At 63.6% G+C, this 18490-nt stretch carries 20 protein-coding genes; 10 read left to right on the forward strand and 10 right to left on the reverse strand.

Annotation, left to right across the window (positions count from 1 at the left end; genetic code table 11):
* Positions 1-12 precede the first annotated feature (12 nt).
* The 3 genes from FGL95_RS21565 (at position 13) to FGL95_RS21575 (ending at position 3336) form a co-directional block, all read left to right on the forward strand.
* On the forward strand, positions 13-1419 hold the full coding sequence (locus tag FGL95_RS21565; protein ID WP_206072178.1) for a DHA2 family efflux MFS transporter permease subunit: 1407 nt from the start codon (positions 13-15) through the stop codon (positions 1417-1419).
* A gap of 122 nt (positions 1420-1541) precedes the next feature.
* On the forward strand, positions 1542-2615 hold the full coding sequence (locus tag FGL95_RS21570; protein WP_169590623.1) for a hypothetical protein: 1074 nt from the start codon (positions 1542-1544) through the stop codon (positions 2613-2615).
* A 79-nt stretch (positions 2616-2694) separates the two neighbouring features.
* Positions 2695-3336 (forward strand): anti-sigma-D factor RsdA, encoded by a 642-nt coding sequence (locus FGL95_RS21575; RefSeq protein ID WP_169590625.1) that lies wholly within the window; start codon positions 2695-2697, stop codon positions 3334-3336.
* On the opposite strand, the gene FGL95_RS21580 is transcribed toward FGL95_RS21575, so the two are convergent.
* Positions 3327-4040: a DUF4282 domain-containing protein gene (locus FGL95_RS21580; RefSeq protein ID WP_169590627.1), complete on the reverse strand. Its 714-nt coding sequence runs from the start codon at positions 4038-4040 to the stop codon at positions 3327-3329. The genes FGL95_RS21575 and FGL95_RS21580 overlap by 10 nt on opposite strands.
* Before the next feature lie 11 nt (positions 4041-4051).
* Complete coding sequence (locus FGL95_RS21585) at positions 4052-4447, reverse strand: DUF5709 domain-containing protein (RefSeq protein WP_169590629.1); 396 nt, start codon at positions 4445-4447, stop codon at positions 4052-4054.
* Positions 4448-4567: 120 nt separating this feature from the next.
* On the opposite strand from FGL95_RS21585, the gene FGL95_RS21590 reads away from it, so the two are divergent.
* The 7 genes from FGL95_RS21590 to FGL95_RS21620 are packed head-to-tail and all read left to right on the forward strand — an operon-like array spanning position 4568 to position 11763.
* Positions 4568-5920, forward strand: coding sequence for an LLM class flavin-dependent oxidoreductase (locus FGL95_RS21590; protein ID WP_169590630.1), 1353 nt, complete (start codon positions 4568-4570; stop codon positions 5918-5920).
* Complete coding sequence (locus tag FGL95_RS21595) at positions 5917-7161, forward strand: MFS transporter (RefSeq protein ID WP_338079970.1); 1245 nt, start codon at positions 5917-5919, stop codon at positions 7159-7161. The genes FGL95_RS21590 and FGL95_RS21595 overlap by 4 nt, the downstream gene beginning before the upstream one ends.
* 54 nt (positions 7162-7215) lie before the next feature.
* Positions 7216-8154 carry a TauD/TfdA dioxygenase family protein gene (locus tag FGL95_RS21600; protein ID WP_169590632.1) on the forward strand — a complete coding sequence of 313 codons (939 nt, stop codon included), beginning with the start codon at positions 7216-7218 and terminating at the stop codon, positions 8152-8154.
* A gap of 1 nt (position 8155) precedes the next feature.
* Positions 8156-9022, forward strand: a complete 867-nt coding sequence (locus tag FGL95_RS21605) for an ABC transporter permease (RefSeq protein WP_169590634.1) — start codon at positions 8156-8158, stop codon at positions 9020-9022.
* Positions 9012-9731, forward strand: coding sequence for an ABC transporter ATP-binding protein (locus FGL95_RS21610; protein WP_169590635.1), 720 nt, complete (start codon positions 9012-9014; stop codon positions 9729-9731). The genes FGL95_RS21605 and FGL95_RS21610 overlap by 11 nt, the downstream gene beginning before the upstream one ends.
* 38 nt (positions 9732-9769) lie before the next feature.
* On the forward strand, positions 9770-10849 hold the full coding sequence (locus tag FGL95_RS21615) for a PhnD/SsuA/transferrin family substrate-binding protein (protein WP_169590637.1): 1080 nt from the start codon (positions 9770-9772) through the stop codon (positions 10847-10849).
* Positions 10846-11763: a TauD/TfdA dioxygenase family protein gene (locus FGL95_RS21620; RefSeq protein WP_169590639.1), complete on the forward strand. Its 918-nt coding sequence runs from the start codon at positions 10846-10848 to the stop codon at positions 11761-11763. Before FGL95_RS21615 ends, FGL95_RS21620 begins: the two co-directional genes overlap by 4 nt.
* Before the next feature lies 1 nt (position 11764).
* Here the strand turns inward: FGL95_RS21620 and FGL95_RS21625 are convergent, their stop codons facing one another.
* The 8 genes from FGL95_RS21625 to FGL95_RS21660 form a co-directional block, all read right to left on the reverse strand.
* The gene (locus FGL95_RS21625) at positions 11765-12247 is read right to left on the reverse strand and encodes an SRPBCC family protein (protein WP_169590640.1); all 483 of its coding nucleotides are present in this window, start codon (positions 12245-12247) and stop codon (positions 11765-11767) included.
* Between the two features lie 10 nt (positions 12248-12257).
* Positions 12258-12800 (reverse strand): DUF2236 domain-containing protein, encoded by a 543-nt coding sequence (locus tag FGL95_RS32040; RefSeq protein ID WP_169590600.1) that lies wholly within the window; start codon positions 12798-12800, stop codon positions 12258-12260.
* Complete coding sequence (locus FGL95_RS32770; RefSeq protein WP_169590642.1) at positions 12776-13285, reverse strand: oxygenase MpaB family protein; 510 nt, start codon at positions 13283-13285, stop codon at positions 12776-12778. The genes FGL95_RS32040 and FGL95_RS32770 overlap by 25 nt, the downstream gene beginning before the upstream one ends.
* Positions 13286-13337: 52 nt before the next feature.
* Positions 13338-13883 (reverse strand): chromate transporter, encoded by a 546-nt coding sequence (locus FGL95_RS21640; RefSeq protein ID WP_169590643.1) that lies wholly within the window; start codon positions 13881-13883, stop codon positions 13338-13340.
* Positions 13880-14437, reverse strand: coding sequence for a chromate transporter (locus tag FGL95_RS21645; RefSeq protein WP_169590645.1), 558 nt, complete (start codon positions 14435-14437; stop codon positions 13880-13882). Before FGL95_RS21645 ends, FGL95_RS21640 begins: the two co-directional genes overlap by 4 nt.
* Positions 14430-15419: a phospholipase D-like domain-containing protein gene (locus FGL95_RS21650; RefSeq protein WP_169590647.1), complete on the reverse strand. Its 990-nt coding sequence runs from the start codon at positions 15417-15419 to the stop codon at positions 14430-14432. Before FGL95_RS21650 ends, FGL95_RS21645 begins: the two co-directional genes overlap by 8 nt.
* Before the next feature lie 129 nt (positions 15420-15548).
* Positions 15549-17021, reverse strand: coding sequence for an MDR family MFS transporter (locus FGL95_RS21655; protein ID WP_169590649.1), 1473 nt, complete (start codon positions 17019-17021; stop codon positions 15549-15551).
* A 185-nt stretch (positions 17022-17206) separates the two neighbouring features.
* A complete protein-coding gene (locus FGL95_RS21660) occupies positions 17207-18448 on the reverse strand; it encodes an HNH endonuclease (RefSeq protein ID WP_169590650.1) in 1242 nt (413 codons plus the stop codon).
* Between the last annotated feature and the right edge of the window lie 42 nt (positions 18449-18490).

The raw sequence follows: 18490 nt of genomic DNA on the forward strand, positions 1-18490 counted from the left end.
TCGTCTAGTTGCATGTTGCAACGACGCACCCTCGCCATAGCTGCGGCCAGCGCAGGAGGCTTTCTCGCCTTCCTCGACACGACCATCGTCAATGTGAGCTTCCCGAGCATCGCAGCGTCGTTTCCAGACGCGCAGCGAGCGGACCTCTCCTGGGTGCTCGACGCGTACTTCATCGTCATCGCGGCATTGCTTGTGCCCGCCGGTGCGATCGCCGACAAATTCGGCCGAAAGCGCGTCTTCCTCGGCGCGATCGTCGGATTCATCGTCGCGTCGGTGATCTGCGCCCTAGCGCCGACGTGGGAACTGCTTGTCGCGGCCCGCGCACTGCAAGGCGCCGCGGCGGCAGTGCTGACCCCGGTGTCGATGGCTCTGATGCTGCCCGAATTCTCGGCTGAACGACGAGCGACCGGAGTCGGGATCTGGGGTGCGGCAGCAGCGTTGGCTGCCGCGTCGGGACCGCCGCTCGGTGGCGTGATCGTTCACGTCGCGGACTGGCGATGGATCTTTCTCGTCAACGTTCCGATCGGCCTGATCGTGCTCATCGCCGGCAGCAAAGGTCTGCGCGAAAGCGTCGACGAGACCGTCACAGGTCTGCCGGACCTCGCAGGATCGGCCTTCACGATTGCCGGGCTCGGACTGCTGGCGCTCGCCATCGTCGAGGGCGGAACCTGGGGCTGGTCGAGCCCGGCAACCATCGCGGCGTTCTCTGGGGCAGTGGTGTTGTGCGCGCTGGTCGCCTGGCGATGCATTACGCACCCCCGCCCGGTCATCGACCCTTCGCTGCTGAAAATTCGGAGCTTTCGAGACGCAAACCTGGGCAGCATGTTGTTCGCGATGGCGTTCTTCTCCACCTTGCTCGGCAACATCCTGTTTCTCACGTCGGTCTGGCAGTACACGGTGCTCGCCGCAGGACTCGCGGTTCTGCCCGGACCGATCGCGTCGACGATCGTTGCTGGTCCGGCGGGCCGGTTGGCGGACCGGTTCGGTCATCGAGCGCTGATCGTGCCGGGCTGTCTCGTCTACCTCGCGGGCGTGCTGATTCTTCGGTCTGCGGGTGTGGAACCCGACTACGCCGGCGTTTGGCTGCCCGGCCAGCTGCTCACTGGAATCGGTATCGGCCTCGCATTCCCAACCTTGGGTGCCGCAGCGCTGACCCACATTCCCGAGGCGAAGTTCGGCATTGCCAGCGCCGTGTCGGCTGCGTTCCGCCAGTTCGGTGCGGTGATCGGAACCGCGGTGCTGATCGCGATGATCGGGAATCCGCTCACGCTCGCCGCGGCGAACGACGCCGCGGACCGTGCCTATCTGTTCGGTGCCGCCTCGGTGCTGGCAGCGGGACTCGTCGGCCTGACGCTGCGCCGGGCGCGACCGGTCGAGCCACAACCTGTCGTCGCCGAACCAGTCGCAGTCCGGGAATGACTGTCAGGTCCGCCTGTTCCGGCCTATGAGTTTTCCGTTGGCTTTCGCCGTTCAGGCGGTGTTCGGCCGCCGATTGCTTGTTCTTTGACGGATTTCGGCTAAGCCGCGGATACGGTGGCGCCGTGTCACACGCCACGTCGATTCGCAAGCATCCGGTTCATGCCGCACGCAGGCTCGCACAGCTTGCCGGAATCGGATTTCGGCATCCGCGAAGTCGTTCGCGCGTGCTCGAATTCGATCAGCCCCACAATTCGGACGGGCTGATCGCTACGCTGCAGTCGGTGCGCGGTATGCCGCTTCTGCTGTCCGATCAGTTGCTCCTGCTCGGCGGAAGCATCTCGCCCAGTGTGGAATTCGCGGTCGTCACCGGTGGTCGTGCGCGTCGGCAGTTCACTATCGATGCAAGCACTTCCGGCATTCGCTCGGTGCCCTTTACCGACCCCGACATCGCAGTGGATTGTCGAATCGCCGAGAAGGTGCTGCATCACGTCGGGTTTCTCGCGCAGAGCGAAGTGTCGCTCGCCTCCGCCATTCTCCGGCAGGCGGTCGACGACGTCGCAATCGACGGCGACGAAAGTGCTGCGTGCCGCGCGCTGTTCACCACGAGCATCGTCGACCTCGTGCCAGGCGCGAAGGCGATGGTGACGGGAGCAGGCGAACTCACGCACGAATGCCCGGCAACTCCGATGCCATGGTCGGCGACGACGGGGACAACTCTCGCTGAACTCTGGATTCGCCTGCTCTTCGACTACGGCTGCGTTCTTCGGCACCTTTCTCAGCGGACCGTCGTTCCGACGACCGAGCATCTCTGGCTGACCTGTACCGACAGCGTGCGACGAGTTCCGCAGTCCGCGGTCGACGCCGGTCGCGACCTCATCGAGGGGGCTGCGGGTGATCGACGGGCGATGGAGCGGCTGATTGCCCACCTCCACGTCAGTAGCGAAGGCGCGGAATCGGCCGCAAAATTCGCCGGTGCCGCGCAGCGGGTCGTTGCGCGGTCCGCGGCTGTGCTGCTCGACCTGTTGCCGGCAGACGCAGCGCCGACTCTCGGCAACCCCGGCCTAGCGCGCATCGAGGAGCCGTTCGCGACCTGTTTGGTCATCTCACAAGTCGTCTTCGCAGCGCGAGTGCTCGAACAGACGGGCAGATCGGACAAATCTGCAGTCATTCGAAACGACAACGTGTCCTGTCAGTAACACATGGTGGTGCATGTGTCGATGACCTAAACAGTGGGTAGAACTGCAACAATGTGAGTACCCACCTGGCAGGAGCGAAATGGCTAAGGAAGGCCGGTCCGGGTTGCGCAACGGTGATACCGGGACTGATCCGGCTGTAGACGGTGCGATGGTAGACATCGCAGCTGTCTGGCGTGACGATGCCCTCATCGAGCGAATCGCCAGTGGTGGGACGTTCACGTCGAAAAACGCCGATGAACAACAGCTCGCCACGCTGCTCATGAACTGGCGATCCGATTTGCTCAGCTCGGAGCTACCCGTAAACCCGGATGTGGACGAAATCGTCGCCGCAATCGACCGCGACACCAAGGCGCAGGACGACCTCGCCAACTCGCGACGCAAACGTCGGGTGATGCGGTCCATCGCGGGGATTTGCGCTGCATTGGCGCTGGTCTTCGGTACGACGGCCGCGTTTGCCTACTCCGCCAGTCCGTCCGATCCGTTGTGGAAGGTCAAGCAGGTCGTCTTCAACGACGAAGCTCACTCGACCATGGCTCAGACCGACGCGAAGGCCGAGCTGCAAAAAGCTGAGGACCTCATCTCGGTCGGCAACCGGACCACGGCCAGGGAGCACCTCGACCGGGCCCGCGATCGCATCAGCGACGTCGACGACGAAACCAGTCGCGACGCGCTACTGGAACGTTTGAACGAACTGACCGATCGGCTCACCACTCAGCGCTGACCGCTCTCTTGTGAGTGGTCGAGGGGCTCGTCGGGCGTCAAGTCGCGCGCGACGGCGTCGTCGTCCAACGTCGCTTCGACTGCCAACTCCAAGACTGCTTCCTCCGTCGCGGCCTGCTGCTCCATCGACCGCTGGACCGCTCGGTGCGCGGCCTCTTCCAACGTCCGCTTGAGAGCCTCGTCGACCGCGGTTGCGACAGCGATGTCAGCGGCCAACTCTGCCGAGGCGCGGGCTTCGGCACGAGCCTGCTGTGCCTTGGCTGCGGCCCGACGTCGTTCTCGGCCCTCGTCGGTGCCGACGACGAAGTTCTTGATTCCCCTGGCGAAGCTGGGGACGGTCGGCAGACCCATGGTCTGGGCGGAGATATCGGTGGTGTTCTCGACGATCTGGACGACCGCGTCTCTGGTCTCGCTGAGCCGGACGAACAGCAGCAGGATCGCCAGCACGAACTCGATGATCAGGCGGGTCACCACCGTCACGCCGACGAAGATCGCGGGTCCGATCAGCAGCGACCAGAGCAAGCCCGTCGCGGTCGATTGGGTGAAACCCCAATACGCCCCGTATCCCCATGCGACAAGACTGCCCAGGATGGCGATCAGGTAGATCCAAGGCGCGGCGTCCAAGGCCGACATCGTGCGGAAGCGGAAGTCGAACAGGCCGACGACGAAGTTCTTCGCGCGCCCGCCTTCGAAAGGCTGTGTCACGGTCGAATGCCCTATTCGGGGATGATGTGGACAGCGGCTTCCTCGGCCGAGGCTGCCCCGCCGTCGATGCCTTCGTCGATGCCGAAGAGCTCGGAGTCTTCGCCGATTTCGCCTTCGCCCAACGCGGCCAGACGCCCGGCGCGGCGGTCACCGACCTCTTCGTCGCTCATGCGGTTCTCGTCGAAGGGCTCGTCATCGTCGGTGACGTCCGGAACTTCTTCCGAGAGACGCTCGTCGAGGGTCTCGACGTCGTTGTGGTTGAGCGGTCGCTCCACTGGTGAATAGCCTTCGTCGAGCACGTCGTCGACACCGCGATCGATCAGGGTGTCCTCTTCTTGAAGCTGATCTTCCGGGTCGATGCTGTATTCGCCGGACGATCCTTCTGATTCGCTCTCACGTCTGCTCATGGTCTCAACAATGCCACCCTCCCATCTGTTGGTGGGCGGGACTTCGGATCACCCGAAGGCAAATGGTTCTGCCGTTGTCGCGAAAACGATCGAATGTTAGGCGACGAAAGGATTCCCGACATGGCACGCGGCACGCGTCAGCTCAGCCTCAATGCGTTCATCTATCCCACGGGCCACCACGAGGCGGCGTGGCGCCATCCGGACAGCAGTCCCGAGCGCATCTACGACGTCAGCTACTTCCAGGAGCTCGGCCGCACGGCAGAAGCAGCGAAGTTCGACGCCGTGTTCTTCGCCGACGGACCGGCTCTGCGTCAGAACGTCAAGCACTACGCGGCACCGGGGCTGGAGCCGATCACTCTGCTCACCGCGATCGCGACCGCGACCACCAACCTCGGGCTCATCGCCACAGCATCGACCACCTATTACGAGCCGTACAACCTCGCGCGTCTGTTCTCCTCGCTGGACCACATTTCGGGTGGACGAGCAGGTTGGAACATCGTCACCACCGGAACAGATCTGGCTGCAGCCAATTTCGGGCTCGCTGCCCATCCCGTTCACGCCGATCGCTACGCGCGGGCTCGGGAGTTCGTCGACGCCGTCGTCGCGTTGTGGGACAGCTGGGAGGACGACGCAATCGTGCTGGACCCGGCCGCGGGCATCTACGCCGACACCGACAAGATCCACGAAATAAACTTCGTGGGAAGGCATCTGAAGGTCCGCGGACCGTTCAACGCGGCACGCACTCCCCAGGGTCACCCGGTCCTGGTGCAGGCGGGTGCGTCCAACGACGGCCGGTCGTTCGCCGGCCGATACGCCGAGGCGATCTTCACCGCGCACCAGCGCCTCGAGGACGGTCAGGCGTTCTACGCCGACATCAAAAAGCGCGCAGCAGCTTTCGGCCGCAATCCCGAGCACGTCAAGGTGCTACCGGGCATCAGTCCGTTCATCGCGGACACCGAAGCCGAGGCGCACGCGCTCGAGCGTGAGTTCAACGAGCTGACGGTGCCGGCTTACGGGTTGGCCCAGTTGAAGAACTTGGTCGGTACCGACGTCCGCCACCTCCCTCTCGATGAGGCTGTGCCAGTCGAATTGTTTGCCGGCGCAGGTGATGTCACCGACAATTCGCAGAGCCGTCTGCAGGTGATCGCCGGGATCGTCGCACGCGAGCGCCCGACCGTCCGGCAGCTACTGCACCGCCTTGCCGGGGCACGCGGACACCGCGTCTTCGCGGGTACCCCGGAGCAGGTCGCCGACACGATCGAGGAGTGGTTCACCAACGGCGCCGCCGACGGCTTCAATGTGATGCCACCCCAATATCCGCAGGGACTGGAGAAGTTTGCCTCGACGGTCGTGCCGATCCTGCAGGAGCGCGGGCTGTTTCGGGAGGAATACACCGGCTCGACGTTGCGTGACCACTTCGGTCTACCGCGACCGGAGAGCCAATTCTCGGGACGCGCTGCCGTGGCGCAGTGACAGCGGCAGAAACCGAGCCTGCTTGTCTGCCAACACCTCCCACCAAGGCGCGCCTGCGCGAGTTGACGTGGCCGCTCTTCGTACCTGCCGCGCTGTACGGAATCGGCCAAGGTGCCGCCGCGCCGATTTTCGCGCTGCGCGCACTCGAATTGGGTGCGTCGACGGGTACGGCGGGCCTGATGGTTGCTTTGTCGGGTTTCGGAATGGTGTTGGGGGACTTGCCAGCCGGCCGAATCGTCGCCCGAATCGGGGAACGATGGGCCATCGCGCTCGGATCGTCGGTCGGCGCAGCCGGCGTCGTGTTGTGTATCGCGGCGTGGAATCTCGCGTCGTTCGGGGTCGGCATGCTGGCGATGGGCGTTGCGAACGCCGTCTGGGGATTGGCCCGGCATTCCTACGTGGTCGCCGCTGTTTCGGCAACGGACCGTGGCCGGGCGCTCTCCACAATGGCGGGCTCCATGCGGCTCGGCTTCTTCATCGGGCCCTTCCTCGGCGCCGGTGTCATCCATGGCGTCGGGACGGCCGGTGGCTTGTGGGTGGAGCTTGCCGCGATCGTGGCATCGGGCGCCCTCATGGTGGCCCAACCCGAGGACGGCGATCCGGTCATTGCCGACGGGGGTCCGCGCTCGCTGACGTCGGTCTTGCGCGAGCACCGAAAGGTGTTGACCACATTGGGGTTGGGTGCGCTGCTGATGGGGTCGGCGCGCGCTTCGCGTAACGCCCTGTTGCCGCTGTGGGCTGCGCACATCGGGATGAGCGCGTCGACGACGAGTCTGATCTTCGGCATCAGCGGGGCGGTCGACGTGGCGATGTCGTATCCGTCGGGCATCTGGATGGACCGCTTCGGCCGCCGCGCGGTCGCTGTGCCGTCGATGACATTCTTCGCCGTCGGCTACGCAGTCTTGCCCCTGGCAGGTAACGCAATTGCAGCCGGTGGCGTTGCGCTGGTTCTCGGCTTGGCGAACGGGCTGAGCAACGGCGTCATCATGACCATCGGCGCCGACGCAGCACCTCCCGGGCATCGCGCGGAGTTTCTCGGCGCCTGGCGTCTCATGCACGACACGGGCATGTTCGTGGGTCCGATCGCCGTCGGAATCATCAGTGCCGTAGCAGTATTGGGCGCATCTGTATTTGCGCTCGGCGTGACGTCCGGGCTCGGCGCGGCGGCGATGTATCGCTGGGTGGCGCCCCTTCGAGTCAGCCCGAATCAAACTGGTGGCCCCGTCGGCGAACCGGGTTAACTTCGAATAACACTGGTTGGCAATGCCTTTCACAGCCCTGAAGGAGCCACATTAATGACGTCTGCAACCGAAACTCGCCTGCAAGTGACACCGCTGTCCGGCTGGACCGGCGCCCTCATCGGCGGCGTCGACCTGTCCCAGTCGCTGTCCGACGGCGCCGTCGCCGAGATCCGCGATGCGTTGAACAAGTGGAAGGTCGTGTTCTTTCGCGACCAGACGCTCGACCATGCGGCGCAGATAGCGTTCGGCGCCCAGTTCGGCGACGTGACGCCCGGCCATCCCTACGAAGGCGATTCCGCCCCGCCGGAATTCCCGCAGATCCACACCGTCTCGCCCGCCGCGTACGACCACCGCTACGGACCGAAGTATCGGAAGAAGCAGAGTGCCAACGGTCCTGGCTGGCACGCCGACGTGACGCCATTGATCAACCCGCCGTCGCATTCGATTCTGCGTGCCGAAGTGGTGCCGCCGTACGGCGGCGATACCCAGTTCACGAACGTCGCCGCTGTGTACCAGGGCCTTTCGGAATCGGTGCGCGGACTCATCGACGGGTTGCGTGCCGAACACCGTTTCGGTGCATCCGTTTCCGCTGAGCGAAGCGACGAGAAGATCGGCGAATTGGTACGGACCAACCCGCTCGCGTCCATCCATCCCGTCGTTCGGGTGCATCCCGAAACGGGGGAGCGGGTGCTGTACGTCAACCCGTCGTTCACCCGCGAAATCGTCGGATTGTCGCCGAGGGAGAGCCGCCACATCTTGGACCTGCTGTTCGAGCAGATCGGCCGGCCCGAGTACACGGTCCGGTTCAAGTGGGAGCCGGGAAGCGTTGCGTTCTGGGACAATCGGGCCGCGTTGCACTTGGCGCCACGCGATACCGAACACCTCGGCTTCGACCGGGTACTGCACCGCATCACCCTGGTCGGCGACATTCCGGTCGGCGTCGACGGCGTTGCGTCGGAGCCGCTCTCCGGGGAATTCTTCGGGGCTGCCTGAGATGGCAACCGTACTGACGAAGCCAACCGCGGCAGCACGTGTCGGTCCGGTTGCCTCCACACTCGTCGATCCGACCACGGTGCACCGCAAGTCTCAGCGCACGCCCGTGGTGCCGCGGCCGTTGCAACGCCTCATCGGACCGGTCCTGCTCGTCGGTCTGTGGCAAACCCTTTCCAGCACAGGCGTGTTCGACGAACGGACAGTTCCACCGCCGACGACCGTCCTGCGGGCTGGTTGGCGGCTGATTCTCGACGGTTCGCTGCAAGAGCATCTGACGATCAGCGTGCTGCGCGTCGGCTACGGACTGTTGTTCGGCATCACGCTCGGCGTCGGCCTGGCACTTGTGTCCGGTCTGTCGAGGGTGGGCGAGAACTTCATCGACGCGAACATGGAAGTGCTTCGCGCCGTGCCGAATTTCGCACTCGTGCCGCTGTTGATCGTGTGGTTCGGGATCAGCGAAGTGCCGAAGGTTCTGTTGATCACTCTCGCCGTGGCGGTCGCGATCTACATCAACACCTTCAGTGCGATCCGCAGTGTGGACGCGGGACTGGTCGAGGCCGCTCGGTCGTTCGGTGCGGGTCGGGGGGAGCTGATCTACCGGGTCATCATTCCGGGTTCGTTGCCGGGCTTCCTGATCGGACTGCGGCTCGCGCTAACCGCATCGTGGCTGTCGTTGATCTTCGCCGAAACCATCAATGCCAAGAAGGGATTGGGACGCATGATGACTGACGCGCGGGAGTACTTCCAGATCGACGTCGTCTTCGTGCTGATCGCGGTGTACGCAATCCTGGGCTTGTTCTCGGTGTTCGTCGTTCGGTTCCTCGAGGCGCGATTGCTGACGTGGAGACGAGCCTACGATGGCGACTGAGAACGCGGTCGTCCTGGCGCGCGGTGTGCGAAAGAAGTTCGGCGACAACGTCGTTCTCGATGGACTCGACCTCGAGATACGCAGCGGCGAATTCGTTGCGCTGCTCGGACGCAGTGGGTCCGGCAAGAGCACCTTCCTACGCGCACTTGGCGCCTTGGATTCCGACGTCGAGGGCTACCTCCGTGTACCGGAACGGCGGGCGATCGTCTTCCAGGACCCGCGGCTGCTGCCATGGCAGCGAGTCGTCACGAACGTGACGATCGGTCTGCCTGCAACGAAAGCGGTTCGCCAACAAGCGTTGTCCGCGTTGTCGGAGGTCAATCTCGCACCGAAGGCGAAGGTGTGGCCGCGCACGCTTTCCGGTGGTGAGGCCCAGCGAGTCGCGTTGGCACGTGCGCTCGTGCGTGAGCCGGAGTTGTTGCTGCTCGACGAACCGTTCGGTGCGCTCGATGCGCTCACCCGAATCAAGATGCACGGACTGTTGCTCGACCTCTACCGTCGCCACCGCCCGGCAGTTCTGCTCGTCACCCACGACGTCGACGAGGCAATCGCCCTGGCAGACAGGGTGATCGTCCTGACCGATGGCGCGATCTCGCTCGATGTCGACGTTGCCGTCCCGAAACCACGCACCCGCGATTCCCACGAATTCGCCTCGCTGCGGCGTCGCCTGCTCGAAGAGCTGGGCGTCGCTACCGAGGTCGCGCTCTGACCCCTGTGCCGTTCGGCACCTGATCAAGGAACACAACTATGTCCAGATCTCTGCGTAAACCGCCCCTTCGGTGGAAACTGACTGCGCTGGTAGCGGTCTCGCTGATCGCTGCCGGCTGCGGGTTGTCCGACGACGATGCCGACAAGGCGATCGCCGAAGTGAAGATCGCGGCGAAGACCGACGTTCCCGCTGGCACGAAAATCGTTGTCGCCGAGCAGAACGCGACTCAGTCGCTGCCGTGGAACCTGGCCGGGGCGGGCAAGGACGCGCCCTACGGTGTGGAGTTCGCCGACTTCAGTGGTGGCGCCGCCGTGATCGAAGCGCTGCGCTCGGGCGCCGCCGACATCGGGTCGATCGGCGAGGCGCCGGTTCCGATCGCCGTCGACAACGGCGTGACCGATCTCGTGACCATCGGCTTACAAGCCAACCCTGGCAGCAGCGGTGGCTACTACCTCGTCGCAAATCCGAAGAGCAACGTCAAGACCGTCGCAGACCTACGCGGCAAACGTGTTGCCTACCCACCGGGTTCGGGCAGACACATGGTCACCGCCGCGCTGTTGAAGAAGGCCGGCCTGGACATCAAGACCGATGTCGAACCGGTCGAACTCGCTGGAGCAGAAGTGGTCCCGACCTTCGCCGCAGGTGCTGTCGACGCCGCCATCGTGCTCGGCAACCAGTACTTCAAAGTCGGCGAGCCGTTGATCCTGGGTGACGGCACCGGCATCAACACCGGTATCAACAGCCTGATCGTGCGGCGCGACGTCCTCAACGATCCCGCAAAGGCCGCCGCGATCGGCGACTACGTGGGACGTGCTGTGGCGGCGAACAATTGGCAGGACTCCCACCCCGACGAGTGGATCCGCGAGTACTACGTCAAACAGCAGGGCATCACCACCGAACAAGGTCAGCGCCTCCTCGACGAGGTCGGCACCAGCAAGTACTACCCGATCGACGCGGCATCGACCGCGCTGTTCCAGACCGTCGCCGATGGGCTCCTGGACACCGGAACGATCAAGTCCCACGTCGACGTCGGTCCGTACGTCGATGGTCGATACAACAACATCGTGACCGCTCAGAACGCCCTCGACGGCGTCACCCCGAAGGAGATCAAGAAATGACGCAGGTAGCCGAGGCGCTCGACGTCCGTCCGCAGTCCGGCTGGACGGGTGCCGAGATTCGCGGGGTCGATCTGACCCGTCCGTTGCGCGACGAACAGGTCGCCGCGATCCGTGCCGCATTGCTGCAATGGAAGGTGGTGTTCTTCCGCGATCAGGTCATCGACCACGCCGACCACGTGCGATTCGCGAGTGCCTTCGGCTCGCCGACGCCCGCGCATCCGCTGTTCGACGCGATTCCGGACTCGGACTTTCCGACGATCTACCCGATCTTCCGTGACCGCTTCAAAGCCCGCTACGCCGAGAGCCGCGGCTACGACAAGACCGGATGGCACGCGGACGTGACCGCTGCGGTGAACCCGCCCGCCGCCTCGATTCTGCGTGCCGAGGTGATTCCGCCGTACGGTGGCGACACCCAGTGGTCCAACACGGTCGCGGCATACGAAGGACTGTCGGAGCCGTTGCGTGTTCTCGCCGACAGGCTGCGCGCGGTCCACCGGTTCTCGCCGCCCGATGGCGCCACCGCGACTGCGGACTACGAGGCGCGCGTCAACCGTCGACCATTGGTCACCGAACACCCCGTCGTCCGCGTGCACCCCGAGACGGGGGAGAAGGCGCTGTACGTGAATCCGGGCTTCACGACCCACATCGTCGGTGTGTCGCCCCACGAAAGCCGCAGGCTGCTGGGTCTTTTCTACGACGAGCTCGGGCGGCCGGAATACACGGTCCGCTTCAAGTGGGAACCGGGCAGCATCGCCTTCTGGGACAACCGGGCGGCCGTGCACCTCGCGCCGACCGATCTGACGACCGACCATGATCGCCGCCTCTACCGCGTCACCCTCGTCGGCGATGTTCCCAAGGGACCGGACGGTCGCGAGTCCGTCGCGTTGGAGGGTGAGCCTTTCGAGGCGGTCTGACTCACAAGGGTCGGGGGGAGTTGTGGCGGGCGCAGTACTCAGCGAGATTGTCCAACGACGAATTCATCCCGGCGGCATGGTCTTCCGGCGAAATTCCGGGTGGCACGTCGTCGGCACGAAATTCGACGAGGGTCCCGCCGTCGACGCGTGACACCGCCCAGGTCATCGTCATCGTCCCAGCGAACGACGGGTCGTCCGAGGTGAAGTCGACGGCCTGAACAACCCGATCATCGGGTGTGATGTCGATGAAGCGCGCCTCGACGACATCCGAATTGTCGTCGGTCTTACCGCCCGACTCGGGCGCTTCGACGTAGGTCAGGACCATCCGATACCTACCCCCGGGGCGGGCGTCGAAGTGCTCGAATCGGGCCGTCATGCCATGTGGCGGTAGCCATTCGACGAGTGCGTTCGGGTCGACGAGCGCCGCGTAGACGCTGGATGGTGGAGCCTCGATCACCCGCGACGCTGTATCGGTTCGTCCCATGCCACCACTATTACCCGGTGGCGGCGACGACGCCCTTCATGCCCCCGAAGAACGCTTCGGATTCGATCAAGCCTTCGTCGCTCGGTGCCTCGTGGCTACCGAATGCCCGCTGTTCTTGCTTGCGTCGCAGATCCATGTGCGCCTCGGACGGAATGTCGTAGCCGTATTTCTTCTGGGCCTCACGCGGTGTCATCGTGACGTCCGACAACGCCGGAATGCCCAGCACTGCAGGCATCATGATGGGCGCGGTTCCTGGGACCAGCCAGGACCAGACCGCGTCGTAGAGATGCATGTTGCTGTTCACGGCGGTCATAAGCGCTCGCATCGCGTTCTGCACGATCTTGTCCTCAACGGCGGACTGCTTGATGCCGAACATTTGGCGCATGTATTTGCCGATCATCGACATGATCGGCGCCGTTACCTCGGGCACCGCGGGCATCGCAAGTTCGGGGTGCAAGATCATGCGCGTCATCGACTGCGCCAGCGCGGACGCGGCAAGGCGTGGACGCCAATCGTCGAAGAATTCGATCACCGCTTCGCGGCTGCGCGGCACGTCGTCAGGATTGATCGTCTGACATTGCGCGGCGATGGCACACTCTGCTTGCCTGGACCGAAAATCTCGTAGCAGTAGAGAATCGAATGCCAGGCCGTCATGTGAATCCACAGTTGGGAATTGGAGTCGTAGCGACCGCCGGTGACGGGGTCGATGCCGATCCCCTTCGAGTGGACCTTGACGAGGATGTCAGCGGCCTTGGTGGCCGTTGCGGTATCGCCGCTGGCCACGAGCGCGAAGTACCGCATCGTGCGTTCGTAGCGGGTCCGGGTCCGTGCTCGGACCCCGCCCGACGCTTCCACGGATGCGTTGAGATTCGGATCGAGCTGCTCGATCGTCACGGCGCGCATGAAACCCATCAGCGCCGAACTGGGGTAGGTCCACACCTTCCAGGTGACCGACCCTGGACCGAAGAAGCCGTTGTCCGCGGACGGCTCGTACTTCTTCTTGATGAGGTCGAGGCGAACATCGCCTGCCTTGCCCACCTTGTCGATCGCCGAGAAAACAAGATCGATATCGAGGAGACAATGCCTGGGATCAGACGACGCCGAGGTACCCAAGAAACGCCGCAAGGCCTACCACGAACAGGGGGTTGAGTGAGCTCCGCACGAAGACGAGCGTGCACAGCGCGGTGAGTAGGTAGGCACGCCAATCGTGGTCGGCCGCGCGGCTCATGACGAGCGACGTCGCGAGGATCAAACCGACGGTGAGCGGCGCAAAGCCCTTCTCGACGGCCTTGCGTAGTTTCGATTCCTGAGCCTTCTGCCAAAACAGCGTGACGGTGTATACCAAGCTCGCCGCGGGAAGCACCATACAAATCGCGGCGAGTACGCCACCGATAATTCCGTAAAGAACGCCGCCGGCCGAAAGGCCGGCTCCGTAGCCAATCATTGCGACTATGAGGATGCTCGGGCCCGGCGTCGTTTGCGATATCGAGAACAGGTCGGCGAACTGTGCGCTCGTCATCCAATGATGCTGGCCAACGGCCTGGCGGTGCATGTCGGGTAGGACCGCGTTTCCGCCACCGATCGACAGCAACGAGAGCGAGCCGAACAGCACCGCGATATCGATGAAAGTGCTCACGAGGTGGCCTTTCTCGGCCACGCCCAGATGAGGGCCAACGGAGCGAGGATCGCCAGCGTGACCAGGAGGGGCCACCGGAGTACGCCGTTCAGGACGAACGCGGCGACGAAGAACAGAACAGGCACGACCGATGTCAGTGCCTGCTTCCCGGTCTTGATCACCATCGCCAGCGTCAGGGCGACCGCTGCCGCGGATGCGCCATGCAACGCGCCTTTGACCGCGGGGATCTCCTTGAACCGAAAGTAGGCGAATGCCAGCGCAATAACGATTGTGACGGGGACGAGGCACATTCCGAGAACCGCTGCGATTGCCCCAGGTAGGCCGGCCATCTTGGTGCCGGTGAACACGGCGAGATTGATTTGGTTCGAGCCAGGCAGCACCCGGCACATGGTCATCGCGGAAAGAAACTCCTTCTCCTCCAGCCATTTCTTCCGGACGACGATTACTTCGAGCGTCCACGCGGACAGTCCGCCGCCGAACGACGCGAGAGCAATTTGGTTGAACGTCAACGCCACTTCTACAAGTGACACTCGCGGGGCAATTGTTTCACTCATGCATGAGCTGTTCGTCGTGCGGAAAGTCGTCCTCCGCATGCTGTGCCGAGTCGAGTGGGTCCGGCGGGTCGTAGTGATGGGAGAGGTCCCAGTCGGTGTCGAAGACGCCTTTCAGTCGTTGGACCACAGTCAAATCATCCGTTTCGATGCCGAGTTCGCGCCGCAGATCGAACGCGCTGCGGTCGATGTTCATCGACCCGACGAGCGCGCGAGTGTTATCGGCTATCAGCAGTTTTGCGTGAACACGCAGGTTCTTCTGCTTGTGCACTTTGACGCCGAATCGTCGCAAGGTCCGCAGCGACGCGAACGTATCCAATATGTCCCACTCGCTGATTCCATGCGCACCACCACAGAGCACGTGCACGTGCACGCCGCGGTCGGCCGCCGCGAGCAGACGTTCCAGAATCACTGCGTCGACGTACTTCGGGTGTTGGACGTCGAGGCGATGTTCGGCGGAGTCGATGAATCGAGCCATGTGAAGGCGTGAATTCGAGTTGCTCCAGAGCAGGCCGTCGTAGGTCGAGGGTGTCCAATCCCGATGCTCCCAGTCGGCGTCGAACACCTCGACGACTTGCTCGATATGCCGAGGATCGTCGGTGAAGACGCCGTAGTCGCGGGTTGCCGTGAAGTATTTGGTGCACAAGTTGAAGGTCGCGACCAAAGCAACGACGCCGTCGACGACGATCGATTTCTCGTGCGTGACATAGAACTTAGGACTGCACCATTGCACCGGGACGCCGGCGCTTTCGAATGCTTCGAACGTCTCGTCGTTCGCGCGATCGCCGCCGGATCGTGCCGGGTTGAGCATGACGCGTACATCGACACCGGCTTTGTGCCGTTCGATCACCGCCTCGATCAGCTCTGGCTCGGTGAAAGTGAATTGCTTTACGAGCAAGGATGTTTGCGCGGAGTCGATGAAGTCGTGAACTGGACGAACGCCGTCGTCCGGCTCGACGATGATGCGCGACGCAGGCGGGGGCATAGGCGGAAAAGTAGCACCGATTCAATCGATTAACGGCGATATCACGTACCAGATTCAACGAATTCTCGGAGAAAAAACAAAGGACCCAACGCCATTTCGGCGTTGGGTCCTTTGTGGGACCGTTTGTTGCTAGTGGTGCACACCGACCGGTGCGCCTTCGCGCTTGGGCGGGAGCAGGAGCGACAGCGCAACGACGATCACGCCGAGAACCGCGCCGGCGATGAATGCCCATTGCAAACCACCCACGAACGCGGCATCGGGCGCCGAGCCGTGTTCGGCCAGATTGGCGGACCGGTTCGTGAGAATCACGATCAGTGCCGCGGTTCCGACCGCGCCTGCGACCTGCTGCAACGTGCCGAGCAACGAACTGCCATGCGAGTACAGCTCCGGTGTCAGATCGCCGAGGCCGAGCGTGAAGACCGGCGTGAAGATGGCTGCCAAGCTCACCATCAGCACCACGTGCGCCGCCAAGATCAACGCGTACGGGGTGTCTGCCTGGATCCGGCTCAATGCGCCGAGCGACGCAACCATGACGATTGCACCCGGAATGACCAGCGGCCGAGCACCCTTCAGGTCGTAGATCCGGCCGACGCGGGGTCCGAGCACGCCCATCGCGATACCGCCTGGCATCACCAGTAGACCCGTTTGCACGGCCGACAGTCCACGGATGTCCTGCAGGTACAGCGGCAGCAGGATCATCGAGCCGAGGAATGCCATCAACGCGACGGCCATCAGCACCAACGTGACCGTGTAGTTGCGGTGCTTCAGCGTGCGGAGATCGAGCAGCGGGCTACCCGACGACTGCAGCCGCAGCTGGTACGCCACGAACGCAGCGACGAGAACGACGCCGATGCCGATGATCACGCTGAGCTGTCCACCACTGCGGGCGCCGATCTCGCTGAGACCGTAAACCAGAGCCGCGAACCCGAACCCGGCCAACGCAACGCTGATCCAGGAGACCGGACCGACCTTGGTTTCGCCGACATTCTTCAGGTGGCGCAAACCGAAAACGGTGACGCCTGCGGCGACCGGCAACACGAACGCGAAGATCAGACGCCACGATCCGAGCTGCAGGATGAGGCCCGAGATGGCCGGGCCGAGCGCAGGCGCGACCGAAATTGCGAGCGTGACGTTGCCCATCACTCGGCCACGGTCCTGCTCGGGGACGACCTGCATCAACGTCGTCATCAGCAGCGGCATCATCACCGCGGTGCCTGCGGCCTGAATGCCGCGGGCGCCTAGGAGCACCTCGAACGTCGGTGCCAGCCCCGCCAACGCGGTACCGGTGCCGAAGGTCACCATCGCGACCGTGAACGCGGTCCGGGTGGAGACCCGCTGCAGGAACCAGCCGGTAATCGGAATGACAGCAGCCATCGTGAGCATGAAGACCGATGACAGCCACTGTGCGGTCCGAGCGGTGACGTCGAAATCGATCATCAACCTTGGCATCGCGTTGATCATGATCGTCTCGTTGAGGATGACGACGAACGTCGCCGCAACGAGCAACATGACGATCAACGGAGTCTTTCCGTTGGCTGTCCCGGCGGACTTGTCGGATTCGGTTGGATCGACTGAATCGACAACGTCGGTAGCGACAGTCATGTGACCCCCTTGGATCGGTGTTTCGGTAGCCCCTGTGACCACCCGCTTATAGATACGTCGAACGCGGTCTAAAGGATTCGACATGACCGGAAGAAAAAATCGAACGATTTTTCGCGAGGCCGAGGTTGGACAACCGCTCGGGAGCGGTCCGTATTCCCGCGACGCGCAGCGAAACGGCGGCAACTTCAGGCCGCCCACACGATATCTATCTCGACCTGCCGTGTGCGGGCGCGTTTCTTGGCCGGAAGCGGTAGCGGCGGCGCGGTGGATCGATAGGTGTGCCCACTGGGTGTGGTGAAGTTGTATTGGTGCAGACCGCTCGCTTCCTCGGGCTCGGCGCTCCAACCGGGCGCTTGTTTGGCATAGTTGCACGCGGCGCAGAGCCCAGCACCATTGAGTTCGGTTGTTTCGCCGCCATTTTCGTGGGGTTCGATGTGGTCGCGATGTCGAATTGGCGCATCGCACCACGGTGTTCGACAAACCTTGTCGCGGATATCGATGAACCGAGCCAAACCTTTGGGAAAGCAGCGCGCGACGGATTCGAGGTTGGTGAGCGCGCCGGTAGTGGGGTTGGCGTAAAGGCGGCGTAATTCGGCAACATCTTTGGTTACGGCGTTCTTGATCCAGTTGCGCGCGATCGGAGCGGGGATGTCGCCGTAGCCGTCGACGTGGGCAGGGGCGGCGCCGCCACCGAAGAGGGTCTCATCGGAGATGACGACATTGACCGTGACTGGTTGTGCATCGGCGTTGTCGACGCTGGTGATCCGTTCCACGAGCAAGTCTGCCATTACCTGTCCGCGTGTTCGGTCGCCCGCTTGACCGGTACCGACCAGGGAGTCGGCATCGCGCTTGAGGTTCGCCCACACCGCGACACCCTCCGCGACTGGGAGGAGTGCCGTCACATAGGTCATTGTGTCGGGTGCGGGGCGAATACTTACGTGCCGGTCCGCGACAGCTTTGCGCGCCCGGCGAACGACGGCTTCGGCGTCCAACTGTGCCGCTCGGGCGCGTGCTTTGGTCTCGATCGCGCGGTCGCCGAGTCCAGCGAGCACGGCTGGGTCGGCGCAGAATTCTTGGTCGATGACGGCGCGGTCTTCTTTTGTGAGGCAAGCAGTTTCGCGGACCAGCAGGGTGGCGCGCCATTCGTTCAGTTCGCCGGATTCGAGAAGTGCGAGCGTGTGAGGCATTTCTTGCATGGCTCGGGCGAAACCGAGGTGTCGTCCACCGCGGTTCGGTGATTCGCGACGTGCGAGTGCGATTTCAGCCCCCAGACCGGCTGGGTTCGTGCGAGTGGCGTCGAACTCGGCGGTGATGCGTGCTTGTGCTGCTGCGCAGGCGGATTTGAGATCTTCGAGGGCGCGGATCGCGTCGATGTGTGCGGCGTCGTCGAGGTCGGCCACTGTCGCGGCCAGCTCTTGAACTCGCACGTAGAACGTACATTCGATTATATCGTCCGGTGACGATGAGCG

This window comes from Antrihabitans stalactiti (assembly GCF_012932915.1).
In the GTDB taxonomy this organism is placed as follows: domain Bacteria; phylum Actinomycetota; class Actinomycetes; order Mycobacteriales; family Mycobacteriaceae; genus Antrihabitans; species Antrihabitans stalactiti.

Coding starts and splice junctions, on each gene's coding strand:
- FGL95_RS21585 (WP_169590629.1), bottom strand. CDS start 4,447: ATGAGCAGACGTGAGAGCGAATCAGAAGGATCGTCCGGCGAATACAGC.
- FGL95_RS21605 (WP_169590634.1), top strand. CDS start 8,156: ATGGCAACCGTACTGACGAAGCCAACCGCGGCAGCACGTGTCGGTCCG.
- FGL95_RS21575 (WP_169590625.1), top strand. CDS start 2,695: ATGGCTAAGGAAGGCCGGTCCGGGTTGCGCAACGGTGATACCGGGACT.
- FGL95_RS21565 (WP_206072178.1), top strand. CDS start 13: ATGTTGCAACGACGCACCCTCGCCATAGCTGCGGCCAGCGCAGGAGGC.
- FGL95_RS21650 (WP_169590647.1), bottom strand. CDS start 15,419: ATGCCCCCGCCTGCGTCGCGCATCATCGTCGAGCCGGACGACGGCGTT.
- FGL95_RS21645 (WP_169590645.1), bottom strand. CDS start 14,437: ATGAGTGAAACAATTGCCCCGCGAGTGTCACTTGTAGAAGTGGCGTTG.
- FGL95_RS21610 (WP_169590635.1), top strand. CDS start 9,012: ATGGCGACTGAGAACGCGGTCGTCCTGGCGCGCGGTGTGCGAAAGAAG.
- FGL95_RS21615 (WP_169590637.1), top strand. CDS start 9,770: ATGTCCAGATCTCTGCGTAAACCGCCCCTTCGGTGGAAACTGACTGCG.
- FGL95_RS21600 (WP_169590632.1), top strand. CDS start 7,216: ATGACGTCTGCAACCGAAACTCGCCTGCAAGTGACACCGCTGTCCGGC.
- FGL95_RS21625 (WP_169590640.1), bottom strand. CDS start 12,247: ATGGGACGAACCGATACAGCGTCGCGGGTGATCGAGGCTCCACCATCC.
- FGL95_RS21590 (WP_169590630.1), top strand. CDS start 4,568: ATGGCACGCGGCACGCGTCAGCTCAGCCTCAATGCGTTCATCTATCCC.
- FGL95_RS21655 (WP_169590649.1), bottom strand. CDS start 17,021: ATGACTGTCGCTACCGACGTTGTCGATTCAGTCGATCCAACCGAATCC.
- FGL95_RS21620 (WP_169590639.1), top strand. CDS start 10,846: ATGACGCAGGTAGCCGAGGCGCTCGACGTCCGTCCGCAGTCCGGCTGG.